The organism is Lentilactobacillus kosonis, assembly GCF_003864335.1.
In the GTDB taxonomy this organism is placed as follows: Bacteria; Bacillota; Bacilli; order Lactobacillales; family Lactobacillaceae; genus Lentilactobacillus; species Lentilactobacillus kosonis.
The window spans coordinates 40,547-64,009 of the sequence record NZ_BEXA01000006.1; the positions used below are offsets into that span (position 1 = coordinate 40,547).

Annotated in this window: 22 protein-coding genes and 2 pseudogenes; 19 read left to right on the top strand and 5 right to left on the bottom strand. The window is 37.9% G+C overall.

Translation table 11 applies throughout. From position 1 onward, the window contains the following. The first annotated feature begins 7 nt into the window (after positions 1-7). The 5 genes and pseudogenes from recD2 to NBRC111893_RS09085 all read left to right on the top strand — a co-directional run bounded on the left by recD2 (position 8) and on the right by NBRC111893_RS09085 (position 6,019). A pseudogene (recD2, locus tag NBRC111893_RS09065) lies at positions 8-2,464 on the top strand (SF1B family DNA helicase RecD2). 70 nt (positions 2,465-2,534) lie between these two features. Next, complete coding sequence (locus tag NBRC111893_RS09070; protein WP_125008821.1) at positions 2,535-3,494, top strand: ribose-phosphate diphosphokinase; 960 nt, start codon at positions 2,535-2,537, stop codon at positions 3,492-3,494. 31 nt (positions 3,495-3,525) lie between these two features. Continuing rightward, the gene (locus tag NBRC111893_RS09075) at positions 3,526-4,515 is read left to right on the top strand and encodes an aldo/keto reductase (protein WP_125008873.1); all 990 of its coding nucleotides are present in this window, start codon (positions 3,526-3,528) and stop codon (positions 4,513-4,515) included. 93 nt (positions 4,516-4,608) lie between these two features. Then, positions 4,609-5,616, top strand: a complete 1,008-nt coding sequence (rbsR, locus tag NBRC111893_RS09080) for a ribose utilization transcriptional repressor RbsR (protein ID WP_125008823.1) — start codon at positions 4,609-4,611, stop codon at positions 5,614-5,616. Positions 5,617-5,809: 193 nt separating this feature from the next. Beyond that, positions 5,810-6,019, top strand: coding sequence for a hypothetical protein (locus NBRC111893_RS09085; protein WP_125008825.1), 210 nt, complete (start codon positions 5,810-5,812; stop codon positions 6,017-6,019). On the opposite strand, the gene NBRC111893_RS09090 is transcribed toward NBRC111893_RS09085, so the two are convergent. The 4 genes from NBRC111893_RS09090 to NBRC111893_RS09105 form a co-directional block, all read right to left on the bottom strand. Then, positions 5,978-7,060 carry an ADP-ribosylglycohydrolase family protein gene (locus NBRC111893_RS09090; protein ID WP_125008827.1) on the bottom strand — a complete coding sequence of 361 codons (1,083 nt, stop codon included), beginning with the start codon at positions 7,058-7,060 and terminating at the stop codon, positions 5,978-5,980. The genes NBRC111893_RS09085 and NBRC111893_RS09090 overlap by 42 nt on opposite strands. A gap of 33 nt (positions 7,061-7,093) precedes the next feature. Then, positions 7,094-8,056, bottom strand: coding sequence for a diacylglycerol/lipid kinase family protein (locus NBRC111893_RS09095; RefSeq protein ID WP_125008829.1), 963 nt, complete (start codon positions 8,054-8,056; stop codon positions 7,094-7,096). A gap of 69 nt (positions 8,057-8,125) precedes the next feature. Continuing rightward, positions 8,126-9,814: a ribonuclease J1 gene (gene rnjA / locus NBRC111893_RS09100; protein WP_125008831.1), complete on the bottom strand. Its 1,689-nt coding sequence runs from the start codon at positions 9,812-9,814 to the stop codon at positions 8,126-8,128. Then, a complete protein-coding gene (locus NBRC111893_RS09105; protein WP_125008833.1) occupies positions 9,814-10,032 on the bottom strand; it encodes a DNA-directed RNA polymerase subunit epsilon in 219 nt (72 codons plus the stop codon). The genes rnjA and NBRC111893_RS09105 overlap by 1 nt, the downstream gene beginning before the upstream one ends. A gap of 308 nt (positions 10,033-10,340) precedes the next feature. On the opposite strand from NBRC111893_RS09105, the gene NBRC111893_RS09110 reads away from it, so the two are divergent. Further along, positions 10,341-10,709 carry a hypothetical protein gene (locus NBRC111893_RS09110; RefSeq protein ID WP_125008835.1) on the top strand — a complete coding sequence of 123 codons (369 nt, stop codon included), beginning with the start codon at positions 10,341-10,343 and terminating at the stop codon, positions 10,707-10,709. A gap of 65 nt (positions 10,710-10,774) precedes the next feature. Here the strand turns inward: NBRC111893_RS09110 and def are convergent, their stop codons facing one another. After that, a complete protein-coding gene (gene def, locus NBRC111893_RS09115; protein ID WP_125008837.1) occupies positions 10,775-11,335 on the bottom strand; it encodes a peptide deformylase in 561 nt (186 codons plus the stop codon). A gap of 287 nt (positions 11,336-11,622) precedes the next feature. Between def and pdhA the strand changes: the two genes are divergently transcribed. The 13 genes and pseudogenes from pdhA (at position 11,623) to NBRC111893_RS09175 (ending at position 23,423) form a co-directional block, all read left to right on the top strand. Next, complete coding sequence (gene pdhA, locus NBRC111893_RS09120; protein ID WP_125008838.1) at positions 11,623-12,744, top strand: pyruvate dehydrogenase (acetyl-transferring) E1 component subunit alpha; 1,122 nt, start codon at positions 11,623-11,625, stop codon at positions 12,742-12,744. Between the two features lie 2 nt (positions 12,745-12,746). After that, positions 12,747-13,724, top strand: a complete 978-nt coding sequence (locus tag NBRC111893_RS09125; protein ID WP_125008839.1) for an alpha-ketoacid dehydrogenase subunit beta — start codon at positions 12,747-12,749, stop codon at positions 13,722-13,724. A gap of 28 nt (positions 13,725-13,752) precedes the next feature. Continuing rightward, on the top strand, positions 13,753-15,072 hold the full coding sequence (locus tag NBRC111893_RS09130; RefSeq protein WP_125008840.1) for a 2-oxo acid dehydrogenase subunit E2: 1,320 nt from the start codon (positions 13,753-13,755) through the stop codon (positions 15,070-15,072). A 7-nt stretch (positions 15,073-15,079) separates the two neighbouring features. Continuing rightward, positions 15,080-16,504, top strand: coding sequence for a dihydrolipoyl dehydrogenase (lpdA, locus tag NBRC111893_RS09135; RefSeq protein WP_125008841.1), 1,425 nt, complete (start codon positions 15,080-15,082; stop codon positions 16,502-16,504). Positions 16,505-16,715: 211 nt separating this feature from the next. After that, positions 16,716-16,832, top strand: coding sequence for a UPF0223 family protein (locus NBRC111893_RS11915; RefSeq protein WP_261341447.1), 117 nt, complete (start codon positions 16,716-16,718; stop codon positions 16,830-16,832). Then, entirely contained in the window at positions 16,810-17,010 is a 201-nt protein-coding gene (locus NBRC111893_RS09140) for a UPF0223 family protein (RefSeq protein ID WP_261341448.1), read from the top strand. Before NBRC111893_RS11915 ends, NBRC111893_RS09140 begins: the two co-directional genes overlap by 23 nt. After that, positions 17,003-17,782, top strand: coding sequence for an inositol monophosphatase family protein (locus tag NBRC111893_RS09145; RefSeq protein ID WP_125008842.1), 780 nt, complete (start codon positions 17,003-17,005; stop codon positions 17,780-17,782). Before NBRC111893_RS09140 ends, NBRC111893_RS09145 begins: the two co-directional genes overlap by 8 nt. 89 nt (positions 17,783-17,871) lie before the next feature. After that, positions 17,872-19,701: pseudogene (gene typA / locus NBRC111893_RS09150) on the top strand (translational GTPase TypA). 173 nt (positions 19,702-19,874) lie between these two features. Then, positions 19,875-21,044, top strand: coding sequence for an FtsW/RodA/SpoVE family cell cycle protein (locus tag NBRC111893_RS09155; RefSeq protein WP_125008843.1), 1,170 nt, complete (start codon positions 19,875-19,877; stop codon positions 21,042-21,044). An 11-nt stretch (positions 21,045-21,055) separates the two neighbouring features. Further along, the gene (locus NBRC111893_RS09160; RefSeq protein ID WP_125008844.1) at positions 21,056-21,244 is read left to right on the top strand and encodes a DUF2129 domain-containing protein; all 189 of its coding nucleotides are present in this window, start codon (positions 21,056-21,058) and stop codon (positions 21,242-21,244) included. 90 nt (positions 21,245-21,334) lie between these two features. Next, positions 21,335-21,892, top strand: coding sequence for a 16S rRNA (guanine(966)-N(2))-methyltransferase RsmD (rsmD, locus tag NBRC111893_RS09165; protein WP_125008845.1), 558 nt, complete (start codon positions 21,335-21,337; stop codon positions 21,890-21,892). 1 nt (position 21,893) lies between these two features. Then, on the top strand, positions 21,894-22,370 hold the full coding sequence (coaD, locus tag NBRC111893_RS09170; protein ID WP_125008846.1) for a pantetheine-phosphate adenylyltransferase: 477 nt from the start codon (positions 21,894-21,896) through the stop codon (positions 22,368-22,370). A gap of 60 nt (positions 22,371-22,430) precedes the next feature. Further along, positions 22,431-23,423 carry a SepM family pheromone-processing serine protease gene (locus NBRC111893_RS09175; RefSeq protein ID WP_125008874.1) on the top strand — a complete coding sequence of 331 codons (993 nt, stop codon included), beginning with the start codon at positions 22,431-22,433 and terminating at the stop codon, positions 23,421-23,423. Positions 23,424-23,463: the final 40 nt, after the last annotated feature.

The window sequence follows — 23,463 nt, forward strand, 5'->3', positions numbered from 1 at the left end:
AGTTCAAGTGGCTGAATCATTAGACTTATTTGATAATCCAAATGAAGAAAAGTATGTTGACGGGCAATTAAAGGCCGTCTTTTTGCTAGTGAAGACAGTTTCTATAAAGTGATTTTAATTCACGTTACTAATACCAACGTCTCTTTACCTGATGATGAAGTTGTGGTCACCGGTAATTTTGGCGATCTGATTGAAGAAAACCCTTATCACTTTACGGGGAGAGTGGTTAATCATCCCAAATATGGTCAACAATTTCAGGCGGCCAATTATTCAAACTTAGCTAAAACAACCCGAACAGGAGTAGTTAAGTATTTGTCTGGAGATAAATTCCCCGGAGTGGGTGAAAAGACTGCAGAAAAAATTGTTGATATTTTAGGAGCAGATGCATTAACTAAAATTGATCGAGATCCTCAAGTTTTAAATGAAGTTGGATTAAGCAATAAGCTTAAAACCGTTATTACTGAAAACTTAGAACTAAGTGATAATTTGGAAAATATTATCATTGGCTTAAATAGCTATGGCTTTTCTAACCAACTTAGCTCGGTGATATACGAGAAATATCGGGGGGATGCATTATCAATTATTGCTGAAAATCCATATCGGTTAGTCACCGATATTCCATCGATTGGGTTCAAACGAGCTGATGGAATTGCTTTAGAGAATGGATTTAAGGTTGATTCATCAGAACGAATTGCGGCCGGATTAATGTATGCTATCGATCAACTTTGTGGAAAAATGGGGATACCTATACAACTACTGGTCCTTTATTAAGTGAGACCACTCGGTTATTAGAAGCTAATGGACAACCACAAATTAGTGCTGACAAGATTGCCGCAGGGCTAGTGGAACTAGCAAAGAGCAATCAAATTATTGGTGAGTCCGATAGGATTTTTCCGGCTAATTTATATCGAGCTGAGTTTCAAATTGCCGAGCATCTGCAACGAGTCATCGAGAATAACGATGAGGTTTCATTTACTGATGCCCAAATTGAGAAGCAACTACGAAAAGTCGAACGAAAGTATCAAATTAGTTATGACCAATCACAAACCAACGCGATTACTGATGCAATTAAATCACCGGTGTTTGTGTTGACCGGTGGGCCTGGAACCGGGAAAACAACCATTATTAACGGAATTGTTAATACCTTTTGTGAATTGAATGATTATTCGATGGATATTAATCAGTATAAGGATAAGCCGTTTCCGGTAATCTTAGCTGCGCCAACTGGTCGGGCTGCAAAGCACATGACTGACAGCACAGGACTTCCTGCAAGTACGATTCACCGATTATTGGGGTTGAATCGTTCAGACAGTGAGCAAGCGGCCGCCACAAAAGATATTGATGGTGAACTGTTAATTATTGACGAAATGTCGATGGTTGATACTTATTTGTTCAAGATGTTGGTAAGTTCGGTTCCTAATCATATGAAAATTATTTTAGTGGGAGATCAAGATCAGTTACCATCTGTTGGTCCCGGACAGGTGTTTCATGATTTGTTAACAGCTAAGGCAGTTCCTTATATGAAATTAGATACCATTTACCGACAGGATGCTAACTCATCAATTATTTCTTTAGCTCATGAGATTCACCAAGGTGAATTACCGGTTGATTTTACGGTTAATCAACGTGATCGATCGTTTATTCCCTGTGATGAAAATCAGATTGCTTCGGTTGTTCAGCAAGTTACCGAACGGGCTAAGAGTAAAGGCTTTAGCAAGATGGACGTTCAGGTATTAGCACCAATGTATCGGGGGCGAGCCGGAATTGACAAGCTTAATGATACAATTCAGGAAGTTTGGCAAGCTGCGGGATCGACAAAATCGGTTACAATTCGGCAACATACTTATCGAATTGGTGATAAAGTGCTCCAGCTAGAAAATAATCCCGAAAAAAATGTCTTTAATGGTGATATTGGCATGATTGTGTCAATGAAACAGGCTAAGGATGAAGATACTCCTTCCCAGATCACGATTGATTATGATGATATAGAAGTCACTTATCAAAAAACGAATGGCTCCAATTTACCTTGGCTTATTGTACTTCTATCCATAAAGCTCAAGGTAGTGAGTTTCAAATGGTAATTTTGCCACTAGTTAGGCAATTTAGCCGGATGTTACAGCGAAACCTGTTGTATACGGCAGTTACTCGAGCAAGTAACTTTTTGATACTAGTTGGTGAACAATCAGCTTATCAGCAATGTGTTAACACCGTTTCAGCTAACCGTAAAACTTGCTTAGTTGAGAGACTACAAAATATCATTCTGGGTCAGCAAACCACAAATTCAGAAACTGATACTGAATCTACTGAAGTTGTGGTCGATGACCAGGAGAAACAACAAATTAGCAAAGCAACTCAACCACAAAATGACGGTATTTTAACAATGAAAATGATTCAAGAAAATACAGTTGATCCAATGATTGGAATGAGTGGTTTAAAACCAGCAGATTTTTTAGCTGCTGATTAGTGAATTAAAAACTCAAATTTTATTAATTTTTATGTTATGATTTTTATAAACAATAACTCTGGAGGCCATCATGACGGACGACAACACCCGACCAAAAATTAAATTATTTTCCCTAAACTCAAACCCGGAGCTAGCTGAAAAAATCAGTGAAGCAGTTGGGGTTCCTTTAAGCAAATCAACCGTAAAAAAATTCAGCGATGATGAAATTAAAATTAGTGTGGATGAAAGCATTCGGGGAACTGAAGTATACGTTATTCAATCTATTTCTAACCCAGTAAATACAAATTTAATGGAATTGTTGATTATGGTTGATGCCTTGCGAAGAGCATCTGCTGGTTCGATTAACGTTGTGATTCCATATTATGGTTATTCACGAGCTGATCGGAAAGCCCGCTCACGGGAACCAATTACTGCTAAGTTATTATCATCATTCTTGGAAATGGATGGGGTTGACCGAGTAATTACGCTTGATCTTCATGCGGATCAAATTCAAGGCTTCTTTGATATTCCCGTTGATCATTTACGTGCTGCTAGACTGTTAGCTAACTTCTTTGAAAAGCAACATGGTAAGGACGACTTAGTAATTATTTCACCTGACCATGCTAGTGTTTCAAGAGCAAGAACCTTTGCTGAGTTGTTGAACGCTCCCATCGCTATCATTGATAACCGATCCCCTGAGGACGCTAATACAATTCCAGAATCAGTTATTGGTGATGTTAAAGGTAAACGGGCAATTGTTGTTGATGATATGATCGATACCGCAATTAAAACTCAAATTGCATCTGAAACTTTAAAGAAGTCAGGTGCCAAAGAAATTTATGCAGTTGCTACCCACGCAATTTTCTCAGGAGATGCTATTAAACGTTTATCTGATGCACCAATTGAAAAAGTTATCGTTACTGATTCAATTAAGCTTAGTGATGACCGAAAGTTTGATAAACTAGAGGTGGTTTCTGTGGATAAATTATTTGGGGAAGCTATTAAATTAATTCATAACCAACAGTCAGTTGGTAAACTGTTTGGTAGATAAATCTTAACTTGAAAGGTGATATGTAATGTATATGTACAAAGCAAGTGAAGACAGATACGATAAGATGGCTGTGAGACGGGCCGGTAATTCTGGCCTCCAATTACCAGCGTTATCATTTGGAATGTGGCATAGTTTTGGGGACGATGCTAACTATGGTGATAGTGAAAAAGTAATGCTAGAGGCTTTTGATAAGGGAATCTTTAGTTATGACCTAGCTTATAACTATGGTCCTGGTTCAGGAGCTGCTGAGAGAATGTTCGGCGATGTATACAAAGCTAACTTAAAACCATATCGAGACGAACTAGTAATTACCACTAAGGCCGGATTTAATATGTGGCCTGGACCTTATGGTAACTTTTCTTCTAGAAAAACATTGATTAATGCTATTGATGGTAGTTTGGAACGGATGGGCTTAGATTACGTTGATATTTTCTATAGTCATCGATTTGACCCAGACACAAATCTTGCTGAAACTGCTGACGCTTTAAATGATATCGTCAGGTCTGGTAAAGCTCTCTATGTTGGAATTTCAAACTATGATCATAAGCAAACAGAAGAAATCATTAAGTACTTTAAGGAACTTCATACGCCATTTGTAGTTAACCAAGCATCATATAACATGTTGAATCGCTCTGTTGAAGATGATGGACTGCTGGATGTTTTAAAGGCTAATAACGATGCCTTAGTTGCTTATGGACCATTAGCTGAAGGGTTATTAACCGATAAGTATCTTAACGGTATCCCTGATGATGTTAAACTTCATTGGAGTAATAACTTTGTTGTCAACAATGGCAAGGATGAGTTAGTTAAAAAGCTTAATGAATTAAATGATCTTGCTAAAAACCGGAACCAAACTTTAGCCCAGATGAGTGTGGCTTGGCTACTTCATGACGAAGTTGTTGCTAGCATTGTCACGGGTGCTTCTAAGGTTGAACATTTATTAGATAATTTGAAGGCTTTAGATAACCTTGATTTCACCCAAGATGAATTGGATAAAATCGATTCAATTGTTAAATCATAATCCTTAAGATAAAGGCATTAAATGGATTTACTCCGTTTAGTGCTTTTATTTGTTATAATCGATGTAATAAGAATGATTGGATGGATATAAGCGATGACAAAAAAAGTGACAATTACTGATCTAGCAAAACTTGCGGGAGTATCGGTAACCACCGTCTCGCAAATTTTAAACGGTAAAGAACAACGATTTAGTAAAAAGACCATTGATAAAGTTAATTCACTCCAAAAACAATTGGGCTATGTTGCTGATTTTAATGCTCAAAGTTTGATTCGAAAGTCGGGTAAGACTATTGGAGTGCTGGTTCCTAATATCAATAATCCATTTTTTAGTCGTTTCCTTCGCGGAATTGAAGATGAGGCGATTAAAGCGGACTACGTTCCTTTAATTTTTGGATCTAATAATAATAAACAACTTGAATCGCGGTATGTGTTTGAATCGGTGAAACGAGCGGCAGATGGGATGATTATTGCCTCTGCAGTATCTGATCTGGGCTATATTGATAATGTTTTAAGTCAGAATCAAATTCCATATATGTTAATTGATCAGGCACCAATTCATAAAAGTGATATGGTTGACGTTAATAATTACCATGGTGGTGAGTTGTTGGCCGAATACTTGATAAAAAACGGTCATACACGAGTTGTAATTGTGACAGCATCTAAACCTACCAGAAACATGAAAGAACGGCTACAGGGCTTTTTAGACACTTATCAAGAGCACCAGATTGTAATAAACTCTGAACAAATAATAGAGACTGAATTAACTAAAAAGGGCGGCTATGAAACAACTGAAGCCGTGCTGGCTAATAAGCCAACTGCGATTTTCGCGATTAATGATGAATTAGCAATAGGTTTATATCGTGGTTTGGGAGAATCCGGATTATCTATTCCAGATGATATCTCAATTGTTGGTTATGATGATATCGATTTGAGTGAATATGTTACTCCTAAGTTAACAACGGTGCATCAACCGGCCTTTGAGATGGGCACCAATGCTGCTAAACTAATTATTAATCGAATTGAAAATGAGAAGATTGAAAATCAAAAAATTGCATTACCAATTTCATTAGTTGAACGGGATAGTGTCAGAAAAATTAATTAGTTGCCAAGAATAGTTGATTACATATTTCACTACTAGTAAAAAAATTAACTGATGAATACAAATAAACGATTGATTTGTTGATTTGTATTTGCTATGATACTTTTCGTTGGTAAACAATACATTAACAAAAAAAAGGTTTAAGTGTTATATTCAACTTGAGTTGATATTTTAATCACTTAAAGGGGTTTTAGCTATGAGTAATAAGTTAGAAATTCTTGAAGAGTTCAAACAAGCAGAATTAAAGTTAAATCAATTAAAAAACAGCGAAACTGTCACTGCAAATGATCATTCTGATGATACCGTGGTAATTCAGCCAAAGTTCGGCGACGAAATGAAAGTTTTAAATGATAAGTGTGCCCATTTAAGTATGGTAATTGAAGCAATGAATGCTTCCGAAGATTAATACAAATATATTTTGCTTGTCTGATGAATTTTTATTTAATAAAAAGGGTTTCAATCGTTTATCGATTGAAACCCTTTTTGAGTCAAAATAAGTTGTTTGTAAAGCAAGAGCTACCGCCCATTTGATGTGGGTCTTCCCCTTTAACAAGACTGCCCATTCGGGAGGAAATGATACTGGTGCATATAATAACGATCCTAGCATTGATGTGATAGAAGCGATGGTATCTGAATCATTACCCATATTGACTGCTTTTTTTACCGCAGAAACATATTTTTCAGAATTCATTAAGCACCAAAAAACTGAGTTTAAGGTATCGATTACGTAGCCGGAACTCTGAACCTCGGAGTTTGGTTTGCGATAATAACTAGGATCATCCATTTGATTAAAGTACTTGATTTCATCTTTAAATTTAGGGAGTTCCTGATAATAATCCAAGACCTCGCGAATGGATTTAAGCATTGCATATTTGTTTGGGCTTAAGATGACAGTAGTCGTTACATTAACCAAAATTGATGTTGCTAAAAGTGATCGGGGATGGCGATGGGTAAGCGAGGAGAATCGCTCACATATATTGGCAACATCACTATTAAAGCGATAATTTGGAAACTGCGATAACAGATAAAACGCCAATGGCATTACGCGCATTAAAGACCCATTGCCGTTATCGGATTCCGTAGCGCCGCCACATTTTTCAGGAGGTACACCATGTTTATATCGATTGATCGCTCTTTGAGTGGTTTGACCAATATCAAATGATTTACCAAACGGAGTATAATCGCCAAAATCATACCACTGCCGGTAACGCATCATCATATCATCTAAATTAAACCCTTGGGATAGACTAGCAAGAGTTGCCAATGTTAAAGAGGTGTCATCAGACCAAGTACCTGCAGGCACATCAAAAGCCCCATTGCCGATCATTTGATCAACGGGATTTTTAAGCAATGTAGGCCGATCGGTAAATTGGACTGGTACTCCAAGGGCATCTCCGACTGCAACGGCAGTCATGGCCTGTAGTAACAGGTAGCTAGTTGAATACATACGCAAATACCTCGTTATTAGTAGTTAAACCCCTTAATGGACCCAAAATAAGTAGGTAGAGGTTTTAAAGTTAATATTAAACGATTGTTTTGAGGTTTCTTCACCATCAATTTGGCCAAAGCGATCCCCATTAGTTACTATTGTAAAGTTTTTTTGAGAAAAGTGATTAACGAAGCTCAACTTTAAGTGCCTTTTAGCAAGTAAGTTAACAATGAAAATAATGATTTGCCGCCAAGTTGGCTTCTCAATTATAACAATATCTAGGGAATCTTCATTTGTAGAAGCTGATGGGACGATGTTAACGCCACCACCAAAGTAGGGGATGTTGGTAACAGTTATTAGGAAGCCTTTAGTGAATTCTCTCACATATTGTGAGTTATCGCCATAGTAAATAGTTGTCTTGACCGGTTCAAATGTCCGAATTATGTTAATTGCAGCAATGATATAGCTAAATTTACCTAAAAATCGATTATGCTTGATTTTAGAGTGGTTTGCCTTATGAACAATCGTTGCATCTAAGCCAATCCCGAAATTATTAATGAAGTATCCAGTATTGGCTTGATTTAAATTGTGGTATTTACCAACTATCAGTTTTTTAGGTCGCTGGACGGATAAAATTTGTTGGAGGGCAATTTTCCAGTTATTAGAAATTTTTAATGCGCGAGCAAAATCATTTCCAGAACCAATTGGTAAGAATGAAATGGGAACTTGTTTAGTTAATGGGTGAGCATGATAAAATTCTTTACAACCGTTTAAGACCTCATGGAGGGTCCCGTCACCTCCGGTGGCAACCAATACTAATTGATCATCTAAATAGTTGTCAAGGGCGCTGAGAATTTGTTTGGTAATCTGAATTCCATCACCAACAAAGTGAGTCTTGATGCTTTGATAATCAACTGAAAGTTGATTTAAATAGTTTTCAATTTCTGGCCAAAGGTTGCGAACATTACCACCGCCAGCGGCTTCATTAACGATGAAAATGAAATGTTTGGACATTACAGTTCTCCTAATAATTAATTATATGTATTAAAATAGCTTGAATCTTTATTAGATTCAAGCTACTTGTTACTTGTTTTTATCGCTAATAATTAGCATTGGCAAAATCATTGGACGACGTTCAGTCTTTTCATAAAGAAATTCTTGAAGTTCATCAATTACTGCATTTCTAATTGACGATTCAGTAGCCTTTTTAGAACGCATGGCTTTACGAATCGTTTTGAATACTAACCGACGACCCTCATCTAGAAGTTCACCTGATTCACGCATGTAAACAAATCCACGAGATAGAATATCTGGACCAGATTGAATTTCTTGATTCTTTAAGTTAATTGTTGAAACGACTACCACAATTCCTTCTTCAGAAAGCAATTGTCGATCTCTTAAGACGATATTACCGATATCCCCAATACCGCTGCCATCGATATAAACATCGCCAGCTTGAAAATGACCAGCAAGGCGAGCGCTATCTTTTGATAATGCTAAGATATCACCATTTTCCATAATAAAGCTATGGTCAAGTGGGACCCCACATTCTTCAGCAAGCTCAGTATGAATCTTAAGCATCCGGTACTCACCATGAATTGGCATAAAGAACTTAGGCTTCATCAAGCGTAACATTAATTTTTGTTCTTCTTGACCACCATGTCCTGAAGTATGAATATTATTCACCTTACCATGGATAACATTAGCACCGGCTTCTTCTAATTTGTTGATAACGCTATTAACGCTAGTAGTATTTCCAGGAATTGGATTACTTGAGAAAATAACGGTATCACCAGGTTGGATAGAAATTTGGCGGTGAGTTCCGTTAGCGATTCTAGATAAGGCTGCCATTGGTTCACCTTGAGAACCAGTACAGAGAATCATTGTTTTATTAGCAGGCAATGATTGTAATTCATTGGCGTCAACAAACGCATCATCGGGAATATCTAAATATCCTAATTCGCGGCCGTTCACGATGGCGGCTTCCATGCTTCGCCCAAATACGGCAATTTTCCGACCATGAGCTAAAGCATTGTCGCAGGCGGTTTTAATTCGAGAAATATTAGAAGCAAAGGTTGCAAAGATGATACGGTCTTCCATTTGATCAAAAATGTGAGCAACTGAATTAGCCACCCATTTTTCAGATTTAGTCCAAACAGGTCGTTCAGCATTTGTACTATCAGACATCAAGCACAAGACACCTTCCTCACCTAGTCTAGCCATTGCCTGTAGGTTAGGGGCCTGTTTAGTAACTGGAGTTAAGTCAAACTTAAAATCACCAGTTTCTACAATTACGCCAACGGGAGTGTGAACCGCAATTCCTAAAGTATCAGGAATTGAGTGGGTCGTTCTGAAAAATGAAACACTAGTTTTTCTAAACTTTAAAACAGTACTTTCATTAATTTCGTGTAATTCAGCTGTACTTAGCAAGCCATGTTCGTCTAACTTATTCTTGATAAGAGCCATGGCCAGCGGTCCAGCATATATAGGGACGTTAAGAGCTTTGAGCAGATAAGGAACGCCACCAATGTGGTCTTCGTGGCCATGAGTTATTACTAAGGCTTTGATTTTATCCTTATTATCTACGATATATTGGTAGTCTGGAATAACATAGTCGACACCTAGAAGTTCATCCTCCGGAAACTTGATTCCGGCATCAATCAAGATGATTTCATCTTGAAATTGTACTCCGTAAGTGTTCTTTCCAATTTCACCTAAACCACCAACGCCGTAAATAGCCGCTTCGTTATTTTTGACGTTTAGTTTTTTCATTATTTATTGAACTCCGTAAGTTTGAAATCGGGATTTTCTTGTTCGTATTCTAGATGTTTGCCTGTCAATGGTTCAATGAATTCAATATTATAGTTAGTATTGTCTTGAACGAGTTGGCGAGCAGTTACTTCAGTATCAGCTTCAAGATAGAGGCTCTGAGTGTTTTCGCGACTTGGGTTTTCATTTTCCTGAGGTTGGTATAATACTTTAAAAATCATTAAAAAAAACTCCTTTAAAATTTATTTCTGTTTTTTAAGAAATCGATGATTCCTTTTCGCACAGGTGGTTGCTTTTAGCACAACTAATAATAAGTAGTTTACCATAACTGCAAAATAAGTATATAAATCTGGATTTTAGTAACTGGTTTAAGCAAACCTTAAATAGGAAGTGCTAAAATGATAATAAGAATTGAGGTGGATATTAATGACGCTCTTGCTTCAGGTGATTGTTGGCATTGTGCTAGCAGTGATTTATATAATATTGTGCATTATTTTTTGTTACTAGACCCACTCAAAGGCGATTAAACATGAGCCAATCAATAGTTGACCAAGCGGTTGAACGAGTCCTTCCCCAAATCATTGATGATGATTATCGAGGCACACTGAAGTCTCAAGCCATCGCTAAAGTGTGGGGACGAGGAGTAATGGCTTTCGAATATGAATTACCAGTTGATAAACTTCAGCTAACGCTTCTGGATTTTAAACAGCAGTTGGTTGACGAACTCCATGAATATAGTAGGAATCATCATTTTGATGCAAGTACCACGCCAGAAATACAATCAGTTTTCCGAGTGACTGACATTTGGGAATTTGAAGGAAAAATCCACTTTGATATTGCATTCTTAATTAACCAAACAACAATTGAATATGTTGAGGATTTAAATCGATTAAATTAATGAAAAATGATAAAAAGCCGCTATTCCTAATGGTTAGGAATAGCGGCTTTTTATCATTTTTCAATTTAGTATATGAAAATTTCATCGTCTGATTTAGAGAAGGGGTTCTCTTTATCAATATGATCGTAAAATAGAACGCCGTGCAAATGATCGATTTCGTGTTGACAAACAATTGCTGGGTAGTTCTTTAACCGGATATGGTGACTGTTGCCATCCACATCAGTGTATTCTAGGGTGATTCTAGCTGAACGGGGAACATAACCAGGAACATCTTGATCTACTGATAGACAACCTTCGCCTTCAGTTAGTGCACCGCGTTGAACAGAGTTAGAAACAATCACAGGATTGATAATAACATCTTTGAAAACCGGTTCCTCATTTTCATCTTCTGCGGGGACCATTACGGAAGCCATCATCTTAGAAGCGCCTACTTGAGGAGCAGCTAATCCGACTCCTGCACGAAGACCATATTTCTCACATAATTCTGGGTCTTGACTGACTTCAAGATATTCCATTAGATCATGTGCTAATTGGCGATCTTCATCTGAAAGGGGAAAGGTTACTTTTTGAGCTTGTTGTCGTAATACTGGATCACCATCACGGACAATATCTTTCATAAGAAACACGATTAAAACCTCCAAAATAAAAATTATCTACACTCTATTCTAGCTTAATTTGAGAAAAAATACTATGAGCCTTTATTTGATGGGATTGATATTTTTTTCACAAACTATAAAAATGAAAGAATAGTGAAACCCGTATATTAATTTTAGAAACAGTTTATGAAAAACTTGGTTTTAAGCGATTGAAAGGGCTTGCATATTTTCTGAAACAATGATAAATTCTAGTTGTGGTTGAAAAAGATCATTTGTGTATCACAAGTCTAGCTTTTTAGGAAAGGAAAGTGTTATATATGGCAGCAAAGAGTAAGCATATTGTTGACTTCGCAAAAATCAAATCAACAATGAGCGATCCATACAAAAAACCGGTTCAAATAATCGATGAGAATGGAAAAATAGTTAATCAAGAACTGTTTGATACATTCAGCGATGATGAATTAGTTACTTTGATGGAAAAGATGGTTTGGGAACGTACACTTCACGAACAAACTATGAACTTTTCTCGTCAAGGTCGCCTCGGTTTTTACGCTCCTACCTACGGGGAAGAAGCTTCGGAAATGGGAATTGCGCATGCAATGCAAAAACAAGATTATTTATTCCCTGCTTACCGGGACTTACCACAATTGATCCAACATGGTGCGACTGTTGAACAAGGATACCTATGGTCTAAGGGACACTATTTAGCAAACCAATATAATCCTGAGGGAACACGCTCATTCTTCCCACAAATCATTATTGGCGCTCAATACGTTCAAGCAGCAGGTGCTGCTTTAGGAATTAAGAAGAACGGGGAAGAAAATGCTGTATCATACGCCTTTACCGGTGATGGTGGTACATCTCAAGGTGATTTCTACGAAGGAATTAACTTCGCTAGTGCTTTCCAAGCACCAGCAGTATTCTTTGTTCAAAACAATGGCTTTGCAATTTCAGTTCCACGATACAAACAAACCGCTGCTGAAACATTGGCCCAAAAGGGTGTTGCTTCAGGGGTTCCTGCAACTCAAGTTGATGGAATGGATATCTTAGCAACTTATTTAGTTGCTAAGGAAGCGCGTGAGTTCGCAGCAGCTGGCAATGGCCCAGTGTTAGTTGAAACTTTGACTTACCGTTTTGGTGCCCACAGTTCAGCTGGTGACGATCCAAGTCGTTATCGGACTAAAGAAGAAGAACAACCTTGGTTCGATCGTGACCCATTGATTCGTTTAAGAAAAGTTCTTACTGATAAAAAGCTTTGGGATCAAGCCAAAGAAGATGAATTAGTTGAACAATACAAGGGTGAATTTAAGGAAGCAATGAAGAACGCTGAAGCAGCACCTGAACAAAAGGTAACTGACTTCTTGAAGACTACTTTTGAAACCCCAACCCCTAATGTTCAACGGGACATTGAAAAATATGAAGCAAAGGAGTCGAAGTAATCATGGCTAAATTAACTTATATTAAAGCAATTACCGACGGATTAGATCAAGTGTTACAAGACGACCCAAAGACTCTTATTTTCGGTGAAGACGTTGGTAAAAACGGTGGGGTATTTAGAACTACCGATGGATTACAAGCAAAATTTGGTGAAGATCGAGTATTTGATACACCATTAGCCGAATCGGGAATTTTAGGTCTATCAATTGGACTAGCAGCTACCGGCTGGCGTCCAATCCCAGAAATTCAATTCATGGGATTCACATTTGAAGCTGTCGATTCAATCGTTGGTCAAATGTCACGTAACCGTTTCAGATTTAATGGCAAGATGTCAATGCCAATTACAATTAGAACTCCATTTGGTGGTGGTACACATACTGCTGAACTTCATGGTGATTCAATGGAAAACATCTTTACTGGTGTGCCAGGACTTAGAGTGGTAACACCTTCTAATCCTTATGACGCTAAGGGATTAATTATTTCCGCAGTTGAAAATAATGACCCAGTATTGTTTATGGAAAACTTGAAATTATATCGTTCAATGAAGGACGAAATTCCTGAAGGTAAATACACGGTACCGCTAGATAAGGCTAATGTTGTTCGTGAAGGAACTGATATTACTATTGTGGCTTACAGTGCTGAAGTTAACGAAGCACTTAAAGTTGCCGATAAATTGGAAAAAGAAAACATTTCGGTTGAAGTAATTGATCTTCGATCACTTTCACCAATTGACACTGACACAATTTTTGCCTCAGTTGAAAAAACTCATAAGGTCGTGCTAGTTCAAGAAGCCCAAAAAATGGCTGGCGTTGGCGCCCATGTTGCTTCTGAAATTGCAGAAAATAAGATTATGTCATTAGATGCTCCAATTGGAAGAGTGGCAGCACCTGATAGTATCTTCCCATTTGCAATGGCAGAAAACGACTGGCTTCCAAATGCCGACGATATTGAAGAAAAAGTACGGGAAATCTTGAATTATTAATTCTAATTAAGAAAGGAAGTTTGACCCTATGGCTTACAAGTTTAAACTCCCAGAGCTAGGAGAAGGAATGGCCGAAGGTGAAGTTGCCACTTGGCTAGTCAAACCTGGCGATGAAGTCAAAGAAGACGATCCATTAGTTGAAATTCAAAACGATAAATCAGTTTCTGAATTACCTTCCCCAGTAGCTGGTACAATCAAGGAAATTCAAAAACAAGAAGGGGAAACTGCTGAAATTGGCGATGTGTTAGTTGTCATTGATGATGGTTCAGCTGACTCAGCTGATGATACTCCAGCAACCCCAGCAGAAGAGAAACCAGCTGCTGAAGCGCCTGCAGCTAGTGCAGCCCCAGTAGAACAATCAGCTCCAGCCGCAAGCAGCACAATTCCAGTTGCTGCTGACCCAAATAAATTGGTTTTAGCAATGCCTTCTGTTCGTCAATATGCTCGTGATAAGGGAATTGATATCTCAGTTGTTCCGGCCACTGGAAATCATGGCCAAGTTACTAAGGCTGACGTTGATGGATTTAATGGTAGTATTGCAGCTCCTGCAGCTTCCACAAGTGCACCCGCAGCCACTACTCCTACAGCAGCGGCTGATAAACCTGCTGCAACTCCAATTCAAGCTTACACTTCAGCAACTCCAGAATTAGAGACACGCGAAAAGATGTCATTAACTCGTAAAGCAATTGCTAAACAAATGCGCTTGTCTAAAGACATTGCGCCACACGTAACATCATTTGATGATGTTGAAGTAACGGCTTTGATGGCAAACCGTAAACGTTACAAGGAACTTGCTAAGGATCGCGATATTCACTTGACCTTCTTGCCATACATTGTTAAAGCATTGGTTGCTGTTATGAAGGCCTACCCTGAATTGAACGCTTCAATTGATGACACAACACAAGAAATTGTTTATAAACATTACTATAATGTTGGAATTGCCACTAACACTGAACACGGACTCTATGTACCAAATGTTAAGAATGCTGATTCTAAAGGTATGTTTGAAATTGCCAAGGAAATTACTGAAAATAGTCAGGCTGCCTACGATAATAAACTTTCCGCTGATAAAATGAGTGGCGGTTCAATCACTATTAGTAATGTTGGTTCAATTGGTGGTGGCTGGTTTACCCCAGTTATTAACTACCCAGAAGTTGCCATTCTTGGAGTTGGTAAAATTGCTAAAGAACCATACGTTGATGATGACGGTGAAATTAAAGTTGGTAACATGCTCAAGTTATCATTGAGTTACGATCACCGGTTAATCGATGGCGCGTTGGCTCAGAATGCACTTAACATGCTTAATAAATTGTTACATGATCCAGATATGCTTTTGATGGAAGGATGATTGAATAATGGCTGATGCTGAAAAGAAAGAAACAGTAATTATCGGAGCAGGCCCTGGTGGTTATGTTGCCGCCATTCGTGCATCTGAACTTGGTCAAAAGGTTACCTTGATTGAAAAATCGGATACCTTGGGCGGAGTTTGTTTAAACGTTGGTTGTGTACCATCAAAGGCGTTGATTGCGGCTGGACATCGATTACAAGAAGCTAATAACTCTGATGAATATGGAATTACTAGCCAAGGTGCTACAATCGATTTTTCTAAAACTCAAGAATGGAAACAACACGACGTGGTTGATCGAATGACTAATGGGGTTTCTATGTTATTGAAGAAGCACAAAGTTGAAGTTATTCAAGGCGAAGCAGTCTTAGATAGTGATACTCGATTACGAGTTATGCCAGTTGGTCCACGTCAATTTATGGACAACAACAATGGTCAAGTAATCGACTTTGATAACTTGATTATTGCAAGTGGTTCACATCCAATTGAAATTCCGGGATTTAAGTTCGACGGACGAGTAGTTGACTCAACTGGTGGCCTTAATTTACCTGAGGTTCCTAAAGAATTCGTTGTTATCGGTGGTGGATACGTTGGAACTGAATTGGCCGGTGCGTACGCTAATCTTGGCTCCCATGTAACTATTATTGAAGGGACTGATTCTATATTGGCCGGATTTACTAAAGATATGGTTGCCGTTGTTTTGAAGCAACTTAAGGCCAAAGGGGTTGATGTGATTACAGGCGCTAAGGCTAAGTCATCAACTCAAGATGATAATAGTGTTACTGTCACTTATGAAGTTGACGGTAAAGAATCGACTGTGACTGCTGATTATTGCATGGTTACGGTTGGCCGGAGACCTAACACTGATGAGTTAGGTCTCGAATACACTAAGGTTGAACTTGATGATCGTGGTTTAGTTAAGACAGATGAACAAGGTAGAACGGCTTCTGAACATATATTTGCCATTGGTGATATTGCTTCTGGTCCTGCTTTGGCTCATAAGGCTTTCTTCCAGGGAAAAGTGGCAGCTGGAGCAATTTCGGGTAAAAAGACTGCCAACGATTACATTGGCGTCCCAGCTGTATGTTTTTCAGACCCTGAGTTAGCCGTTGTTGGTTTAACTGAATCTCAAGCTAAAGAACAAGGCCTCGAAGTTCAAACCGCTAAGTTCCCATTTGCTGGAAATGCAAGAGCTGTTTCCCTTTACGAAGCTGATGGTTTTGTCCATCTAATCTTTACTAAAGATGAAGGAACAGTTCTTGGTGGTGAAGTTGCTGGACCTGGCGCTAGTGATTTAATTGCCGAATTAAGTTTGGCAGTAAATGGACGAATGAATGTTGAGGACATCGCGTTAACAATTCATCCACATCCAACCTTGAGTGAACCAGTTCAAGAAGCTGCTGATATTGCACTTGGTTTCCCAACTCATATCTAGACTTGTTAGACAAATTAATAATCAAAAGACTCGTATTAGTATTGATAATACGAGTTTTTTGATTGCCAATTTTAATTATTTTTATGTTTAAAACCAGGTGATAAAAACGTGCCAATAAAAAATAAATTCTTGTTTCTAAAGTTTGTGAAATGACTTTTCACAAATAGCGGGTTAGATTATAATTAACTTAATAAAGTGATGGAGAAAATTAATGGCAGAAAATTATGAGTACCCCCTGGTAGAGGGATTGAGTGTAACGGAACTTTCTGATTTAATTGAATTTTATAATGCGGTTGAACAGGCTTATGAGAATCCGCGGGGGAATTGAGCGTAGTGAATTCCAAAGTGCATATAACAAATTTCGAGCAATCATTCCAGCTAAATCGGAACAAAAACAGTTAGAAAAACGGTTTGCTGATGAATCTGGTTTTGATTCATACCAAGCGATTAAACAACTTGAACAGACTGAATCAAGCCTTATTAAAGTTGGTGATAGGAATGGATAATGACGAACTAAGTAGGACAGTTAAAGTTGTTAGAAGCTGGTTAATGGAAGCTAGGGACAATGTCTTAAGACAAATTGATTCCAGACTAAAGGTAGCCACTAAGAGTAGTCGAAGCGATTTAGTCACGAATATCGATCGATCAAATGAACAATTTATAGTGAATAAGATCAGGGAATTTGATTCAAAAGCAAAAATTTTGGGTGAAGAAGGCTTTGGCGATCAGGTTACTAATTCTGACGGTCGAGTTTGGATTGTTGATCCAATTGATGGTACGATGAACTTTGTAAAACAACGCAATCACTTTGCGATGATGATAAGTTTATATATCAACGGTGACGGAGTTCTTGGCTTCATAATGGATGTTATGAACAATGAATTGTTGTACGGCGGACCAGATTTTGGTGTATTTTTGAACTCAAATCAGATGACCAAAGCTAATAACTTAAAATTAAAGGATGGCTTAATTGGTTTAAGTGGACCAATGGTTATTCATAATGATTTTAATATGCAAGAAATTGCTAATACGTCTTTGGGAATGAGAGTGTATGGTAGTGCTGGAATTGACATGATTGCTGTTTTGAAGGGTGAATTGGTTGGATATATATCTTATCTAAAACCTTGGGATTTTGGTGCTGGTAGGATCCTTGCCGAAACCATCGGATTAAAAATCACTACTATTGACGGACATCAATTAGGTGTGTTATCATCGGAACCGGTATTATTAGCGACAGAAAATGCACATCACGACATTCTTACAATAGTGAAGAAGTAGTCATACTGTGACGCATGTCACAGTTTTTTTATGCTAATATTTGTAGAAAATAACTTTATGATTTAAAAGATGAAGGGGAGCAACTGAATTTGAAAACAAGAGACGACATTCGTAACATTGCCATTATTGCCCACGTTGACCACGGTAAGACCACTTTAGTTAACGAATTACTTAAACAATCAGATACACTTGACGAACACGTTCAAATCGAAGATCGTGCCATGGATACCAATGATATTGAAAAGGAACGTGGAATCACGATTCTTTCGAAGAACACTGCTGTTCGTTACGACGGTAAGCAAATCAATATCTTGGACACCCCAGGACATGCCGATTCGGTGGTGAAGTGGAACGAATCATGCGAATGGTTGATGGTGTTTTGCTTGTTGTTGATGCTTATGAAGGAACTATGCCACAAACTCGTTTTGTGCTTAAAAAAGCCCTTGATCAACATCTAACTCCAATCGTTGTTATTAACAAGATTGACCGTGATGGTGCTCGTCCTGAAGAAGTTGTTGACGAAGTCCTTGACTTGTTCATTGAACTTGGCGCCGACGAAGAACAATTGGACTTCCCAGTTGTTTATGCATCAGCTATGAATGGTACTTCAAGTTTTGATTCTGACCTAAGCACTCAAGAACATACTATGAAGCCAATCTTTGATACAATTGTTAAAGATATTCCTGCACCAATCGATAACTCAGACGAACCATTACAATTCCAAGTTGCCTTGTTGGATTACAATGACTTCGTTGGTCGTGTTGGTATTGGTCGAGTATTCCGTGGAACTATTAAGGTTGGGGACAGTGTTACTGTTATGAAGCTTGATGGTTCAACTCAAAACTTCCGAGTTACTAAGCTAATGGGATTCTTTGGCCTAAAGCGTCTTGATATTGAAGAAGCTAAAGCTGGAGATTTGATTGCCATTTCTGGTATGGATGAAATCAGTGTTGGTGAAACCGTTGTTGATGCTGCTCATCAAGAAGCACTTCCAGTGTTGAGAATTGACGAACCAACTCTTCAAATGACATTCGGAACTAACACATCACCATTGCCGGCCAAGACGGGAATTTGTTACTGCTCGTCAACTTGAAGATCGTTGAAACGTGAGTTACACACTGATGTTTCTCTTCGAGTAGATGATACTGACAACCCTGGTGCATGGACTGTTTCCGGTCGTGGTGAACTTCATCTTTCTATCTTAATTGAAAACTTGCGTCGTGAAGGCTTGAATTACAAGCTTCACGTCCACAGGTTATTTATAAGGATGTTGATGGTGTCTTGAGCGAACCATTTGAATCTGTTCAAATCGATACACCTGATGAGTACACTGGTTCAATCATTGATAGCCTTTCAAAACGTAAAGCAGAAATGCAAAACATGGAAAGTGTTGGTAATGGACAAACTCGTTTGACATTCCTTGCACCTTCTAGAGGTTTGATTGGTTACTCAACAGAATTCCTTTCAATGACTCGTGGATACGGGATTATGAACCATACATTTGAAAAATACATGCCAGTTATTAAGAACTGGAACCCTGGTCGTCAAAGGGTACTTTAGTTTCTATGAACTCTGGTAAAGCTACTACTTATGCAATGATGGGAATCGAAAGTCGTGGTACTTTAGTAATCGATCCAGGTACTGAAGTATACGAAGGAATGATCGTTGGTGAAAATAACCGTGAAAACGACATTACTGTTAACATCACTAAGGGTAAGAACTTGACCAACGTTCGTGCTGCTGGTTCTGATGATATGGCTCGGATTAAGACTCCAACCCATTTCTCACTTGAAGAATCATTGGAATTCATCAATGAAGATGAATTATGTGAAATCACACCTAACTTCGTCCGTCTCCGCAAACGTTTATTAAACACTAGTGAACGTGAAAAGGATGCTAAGCGTCGTAAGCATAACTAATTAAACCAAGTAATTGGGGATAATAATTAAAACCGTAAAGACATTTGTCTTTACGGTTTTTTGCATTTAAAACAGATGACGGATTAAGATAAGTTTAGAATTTGCAACTATGCGGTTGTGATATAATTGTCCGTATTGAGGTTTAATAAATAGGTAAGGTGTGGGAACAGGGTATGAAAAGGTTAAGAAATTTAGATTATTATATATTTTTACCTTACATAATTATGTGTGCGGTTGGAATTATCATGGTGTATTCAGCCAGTGCGAATATTGGTGATCAAAATGGCGGTTCACCATTAAGTTACTTAATTAAACAGAGCTTGTTTGTAATAGTTAGTCTAGTGATTGTTGCTGCAATGACTGCAGCTAATTTGAATAAATTAAAAAATAAAAATGTTTTGTCCATTATTGAAATTGTTTTTTGGGTTACATTTGTGGGACTACTATTCTTTGGAAGTAAGATTAATGGAGCTGCTGGCTGGATTAATCTAGGATTTATAAATATTCAGCCAGCTGAATTCTTTAAATTTTTCTTGATTATCCGAGTTGCTAATAGTGTGGATAAGCTTCAAGACCAAATGATTGGCTCAGCTAGTGATTGGTGGATTGCCATGCGGGGGACAATTATTCGAGTCATGATTAGCATTATGTTGATTCTTCTACAGCCAGATTCTGGTGGGGCGGCAATTAATTTCATGATTTTCTTCATTTTGATGATTACGAGTGGAATTTCATTTAAAAGAGCAATGACCGTGTTAGGAGGATTCGTTGCGGCAGTCGCTGGTGTGGTGGCCTTTATCTTAATTCCATTGTCACATACAAGTTTCGCGGCTAATTCTTATCAATTCCAACGAATTATTGCCTTCACGGATCCCTTTGGCCATGCTCAAGGAACGGGACAACAGCTGGTTAATTCATATTACGCGATTAGTAACGGGGGACTATTTGGTGTAGGCCTTGGTAACAGTATCCAAAAGACAGGTTACTTACCAGAACCCAATACTGATTTTATAATGTCAGTGTTAACTGAAGAATTGGGAGTCATTACTGCTTTAGTAATTATTGGATTATTAACGTTGATTGTTGCTAGGACCATCTTGATTGGAATCAGAAGTACAGACACCTTCCATAGCTTAATTTGTTATGGAGTGGCCACATATTTTACTATTCAAACATTATTTAATATTGGAGGAGTTGTTGGTTTATTACCGATTACCGGAGTTACTTTTCCATTTATTAGTTATGGTGGTTCTAGTATTTTAACCCTTTCATTATGTATAGGGGTGGTCCTTAATATCAGTGGCCGCCAAAAAGAAGAACGACTACAAGCAGATCGTAAGTAGGAGGATTGGTTATGGACTTTTCACTAAGTAACAGAGTTGAATTAATTGTGTACCTTCATTCACCACGCCAAGTGAGAAGTTTAAACACATTTGGTAAAGTTATTTATTTTTCAAAACGATTGAGATATGCTTTGATTTACGTTGACGCTGAAGCAAAGGAAGAAGTCATTGCTAAAACTAAAGGCGAAACATTACGTTAAAGAAGTTATCGAATCAAGACAACTTAAGTTAAGAATCAGTGCATTACAGTCACTTTCGGGTGAAGTTGAGGTAAAGGATGAGACAGAAGAATGAGAATTATTTCTGGAAAATATGGCGGAATTAGGTTAAATCAGGTTAAAGGTGACAAAACCCGACCCACGACGGATAAGTTAAAAGAAGCTATTTTTAGTATGACGGGTCCTTATTTTGACGGCGGGGTGTTTTTAGATATGTTCGCAGGATCTGGAGCTGTTGGATTAGAGGCGATTTCTAGAGGTATGGGTCAGGCAATCTTGATTGATCGTTCGCGGCAAGCCATTGATACCATTAATGAAAACTTGGCTAAGCTGCATGATGATAATGTTCAAGTAATTAAAGGAAATTCGTTTACTATTTTGTCTGAGTTGGCTGCTAATGAAACTAAATTTGATATGGTATTTATTGATCCACCATATAAACAACAAAAGATCTTACTAGTTTTAGATAAATTAATAAATTTAAACTTACTTAATGATGATGCAATGGTAATCGCAGAAACCGATAATACTGTTGATTTGCCTGAAGAATATAATTCTTTTACAGCAATCAAGCGGAAAAATTATGGATTAACTAATTTAGTAATCTATAAGTATAAGGAGGAAGTTTAACATGAAAACTGCTGTGTATGCTGGTAGTTTTGATCCAATTACGTTAGGTCATGTAGATGTGATCAAACGAGCGGCTAAGGTATTTGATGGGGTATTAGTTGTGGTCAGTGTTAACACTAGTAAGCACGCAATGTTTTCGATTGATGAGCGGGAGAAAATGATTAAAGAAGCTTTGGTTGGAATTTCAAATGTTAAAGTGATGCAATCGAATGAATTAACTGTAAGATTTGCATTGGATCATGGAGCTAAATTCCTCGTTCGCGGAGTTCGCGGGAGTAATGACATCGACAGTGAAATGGCAATTGCTGATTTAAATGAGCAATTGAATGATAAAATTCAAACAATCTTTTTACCAACTAATCCTAAGTATCGAGCATTATCTTCATCAATGATTAAGGAGATTGCCAAGTTCCATGGTGATATCACTGGGATGGTCCCCAAAAATGTGGCAGTGGCTTTAAGTTCTAAATTCAATTAGGGAGGCTTCTTCATTCATGAAAAACCAGTTTCAAAACGGTTTTTAATTAGTATAGTGGTAATGGTATTAGTGGTACTAGGATTTCTTCTTCCGTTACCACAATACATAGAAGGGCCTGGAGCAGCGTTTGATCTTAGTAAAGTAGTGACCATTAAGAATCACCCAGATAAGCATAGGGGTGAGTTCTTATTGACATCAGTTGGTATTGCTAAGGCAAGACCATTTACGTATTTATATGCGAAGTTGAATCCACATTACTCAATTGAGCCTGATGACGCGGTAACTGCTGGTCAAAATGCAGCTGAATATGATAAAGTTCAAAATTTCTATATGAAAAGTTCAATCAGTGAGGCAATTTATACTGCTTATAAAGCTGCTGACAAACAAGTTGAACGAAAATATCGTGGAATCTATATATTAAATATTTCGAAAAAATCTAATTTTCAAGGGGTGCTAAAGGTTGGCGATGTGATTTCACGAGTTAATAATCGCTCGTTTAAGACATCGGCGGGATTTGTTAACTATGTAAGACATCAAAAGATTGGCGATCGAGCTAAAGTTACGTTTATTAGGAATGGCAAGCAGTATCAAGTTATAAGGAGGTTAGCTGAAATTTCTAAGAATCGTCCTGGAATTGGGATTACATTGACTGATGACGTGATCGTAAAGAGCCAAATACCTATCAAAGTTGACCCGGGAGAAGTTGGCGGTCCATCTGGAGGATTGATGTTTTCACTTCAAATTTATTCACAACTAACTAATCAAAATTTACGGCACAATCAAAAAATTGCTGGAACAGGAACGATTAGTGGTAATGGCTATGTTGGTGAGATTGGTGGAATTGATAAGAAGGTTATCACAGCTAAACGAGCCGGTGCTAAAATTTTCTTAGCGCCATATATTAAACCTAATAAAGAAATTTTGAAGTTGGAACCGGGCCATAAGACAAATTATGAGGTTGCTAAACAAACTGCTAAAAAGTATGCTCCGGATATGAAAGTTATTCCGATTACGACATTTTCACAAGCAGTTTCATATTTAAAAAATAATTAGAGTTGGAGAAATCCAACTCTTTTTTCGTATTTAATAATAG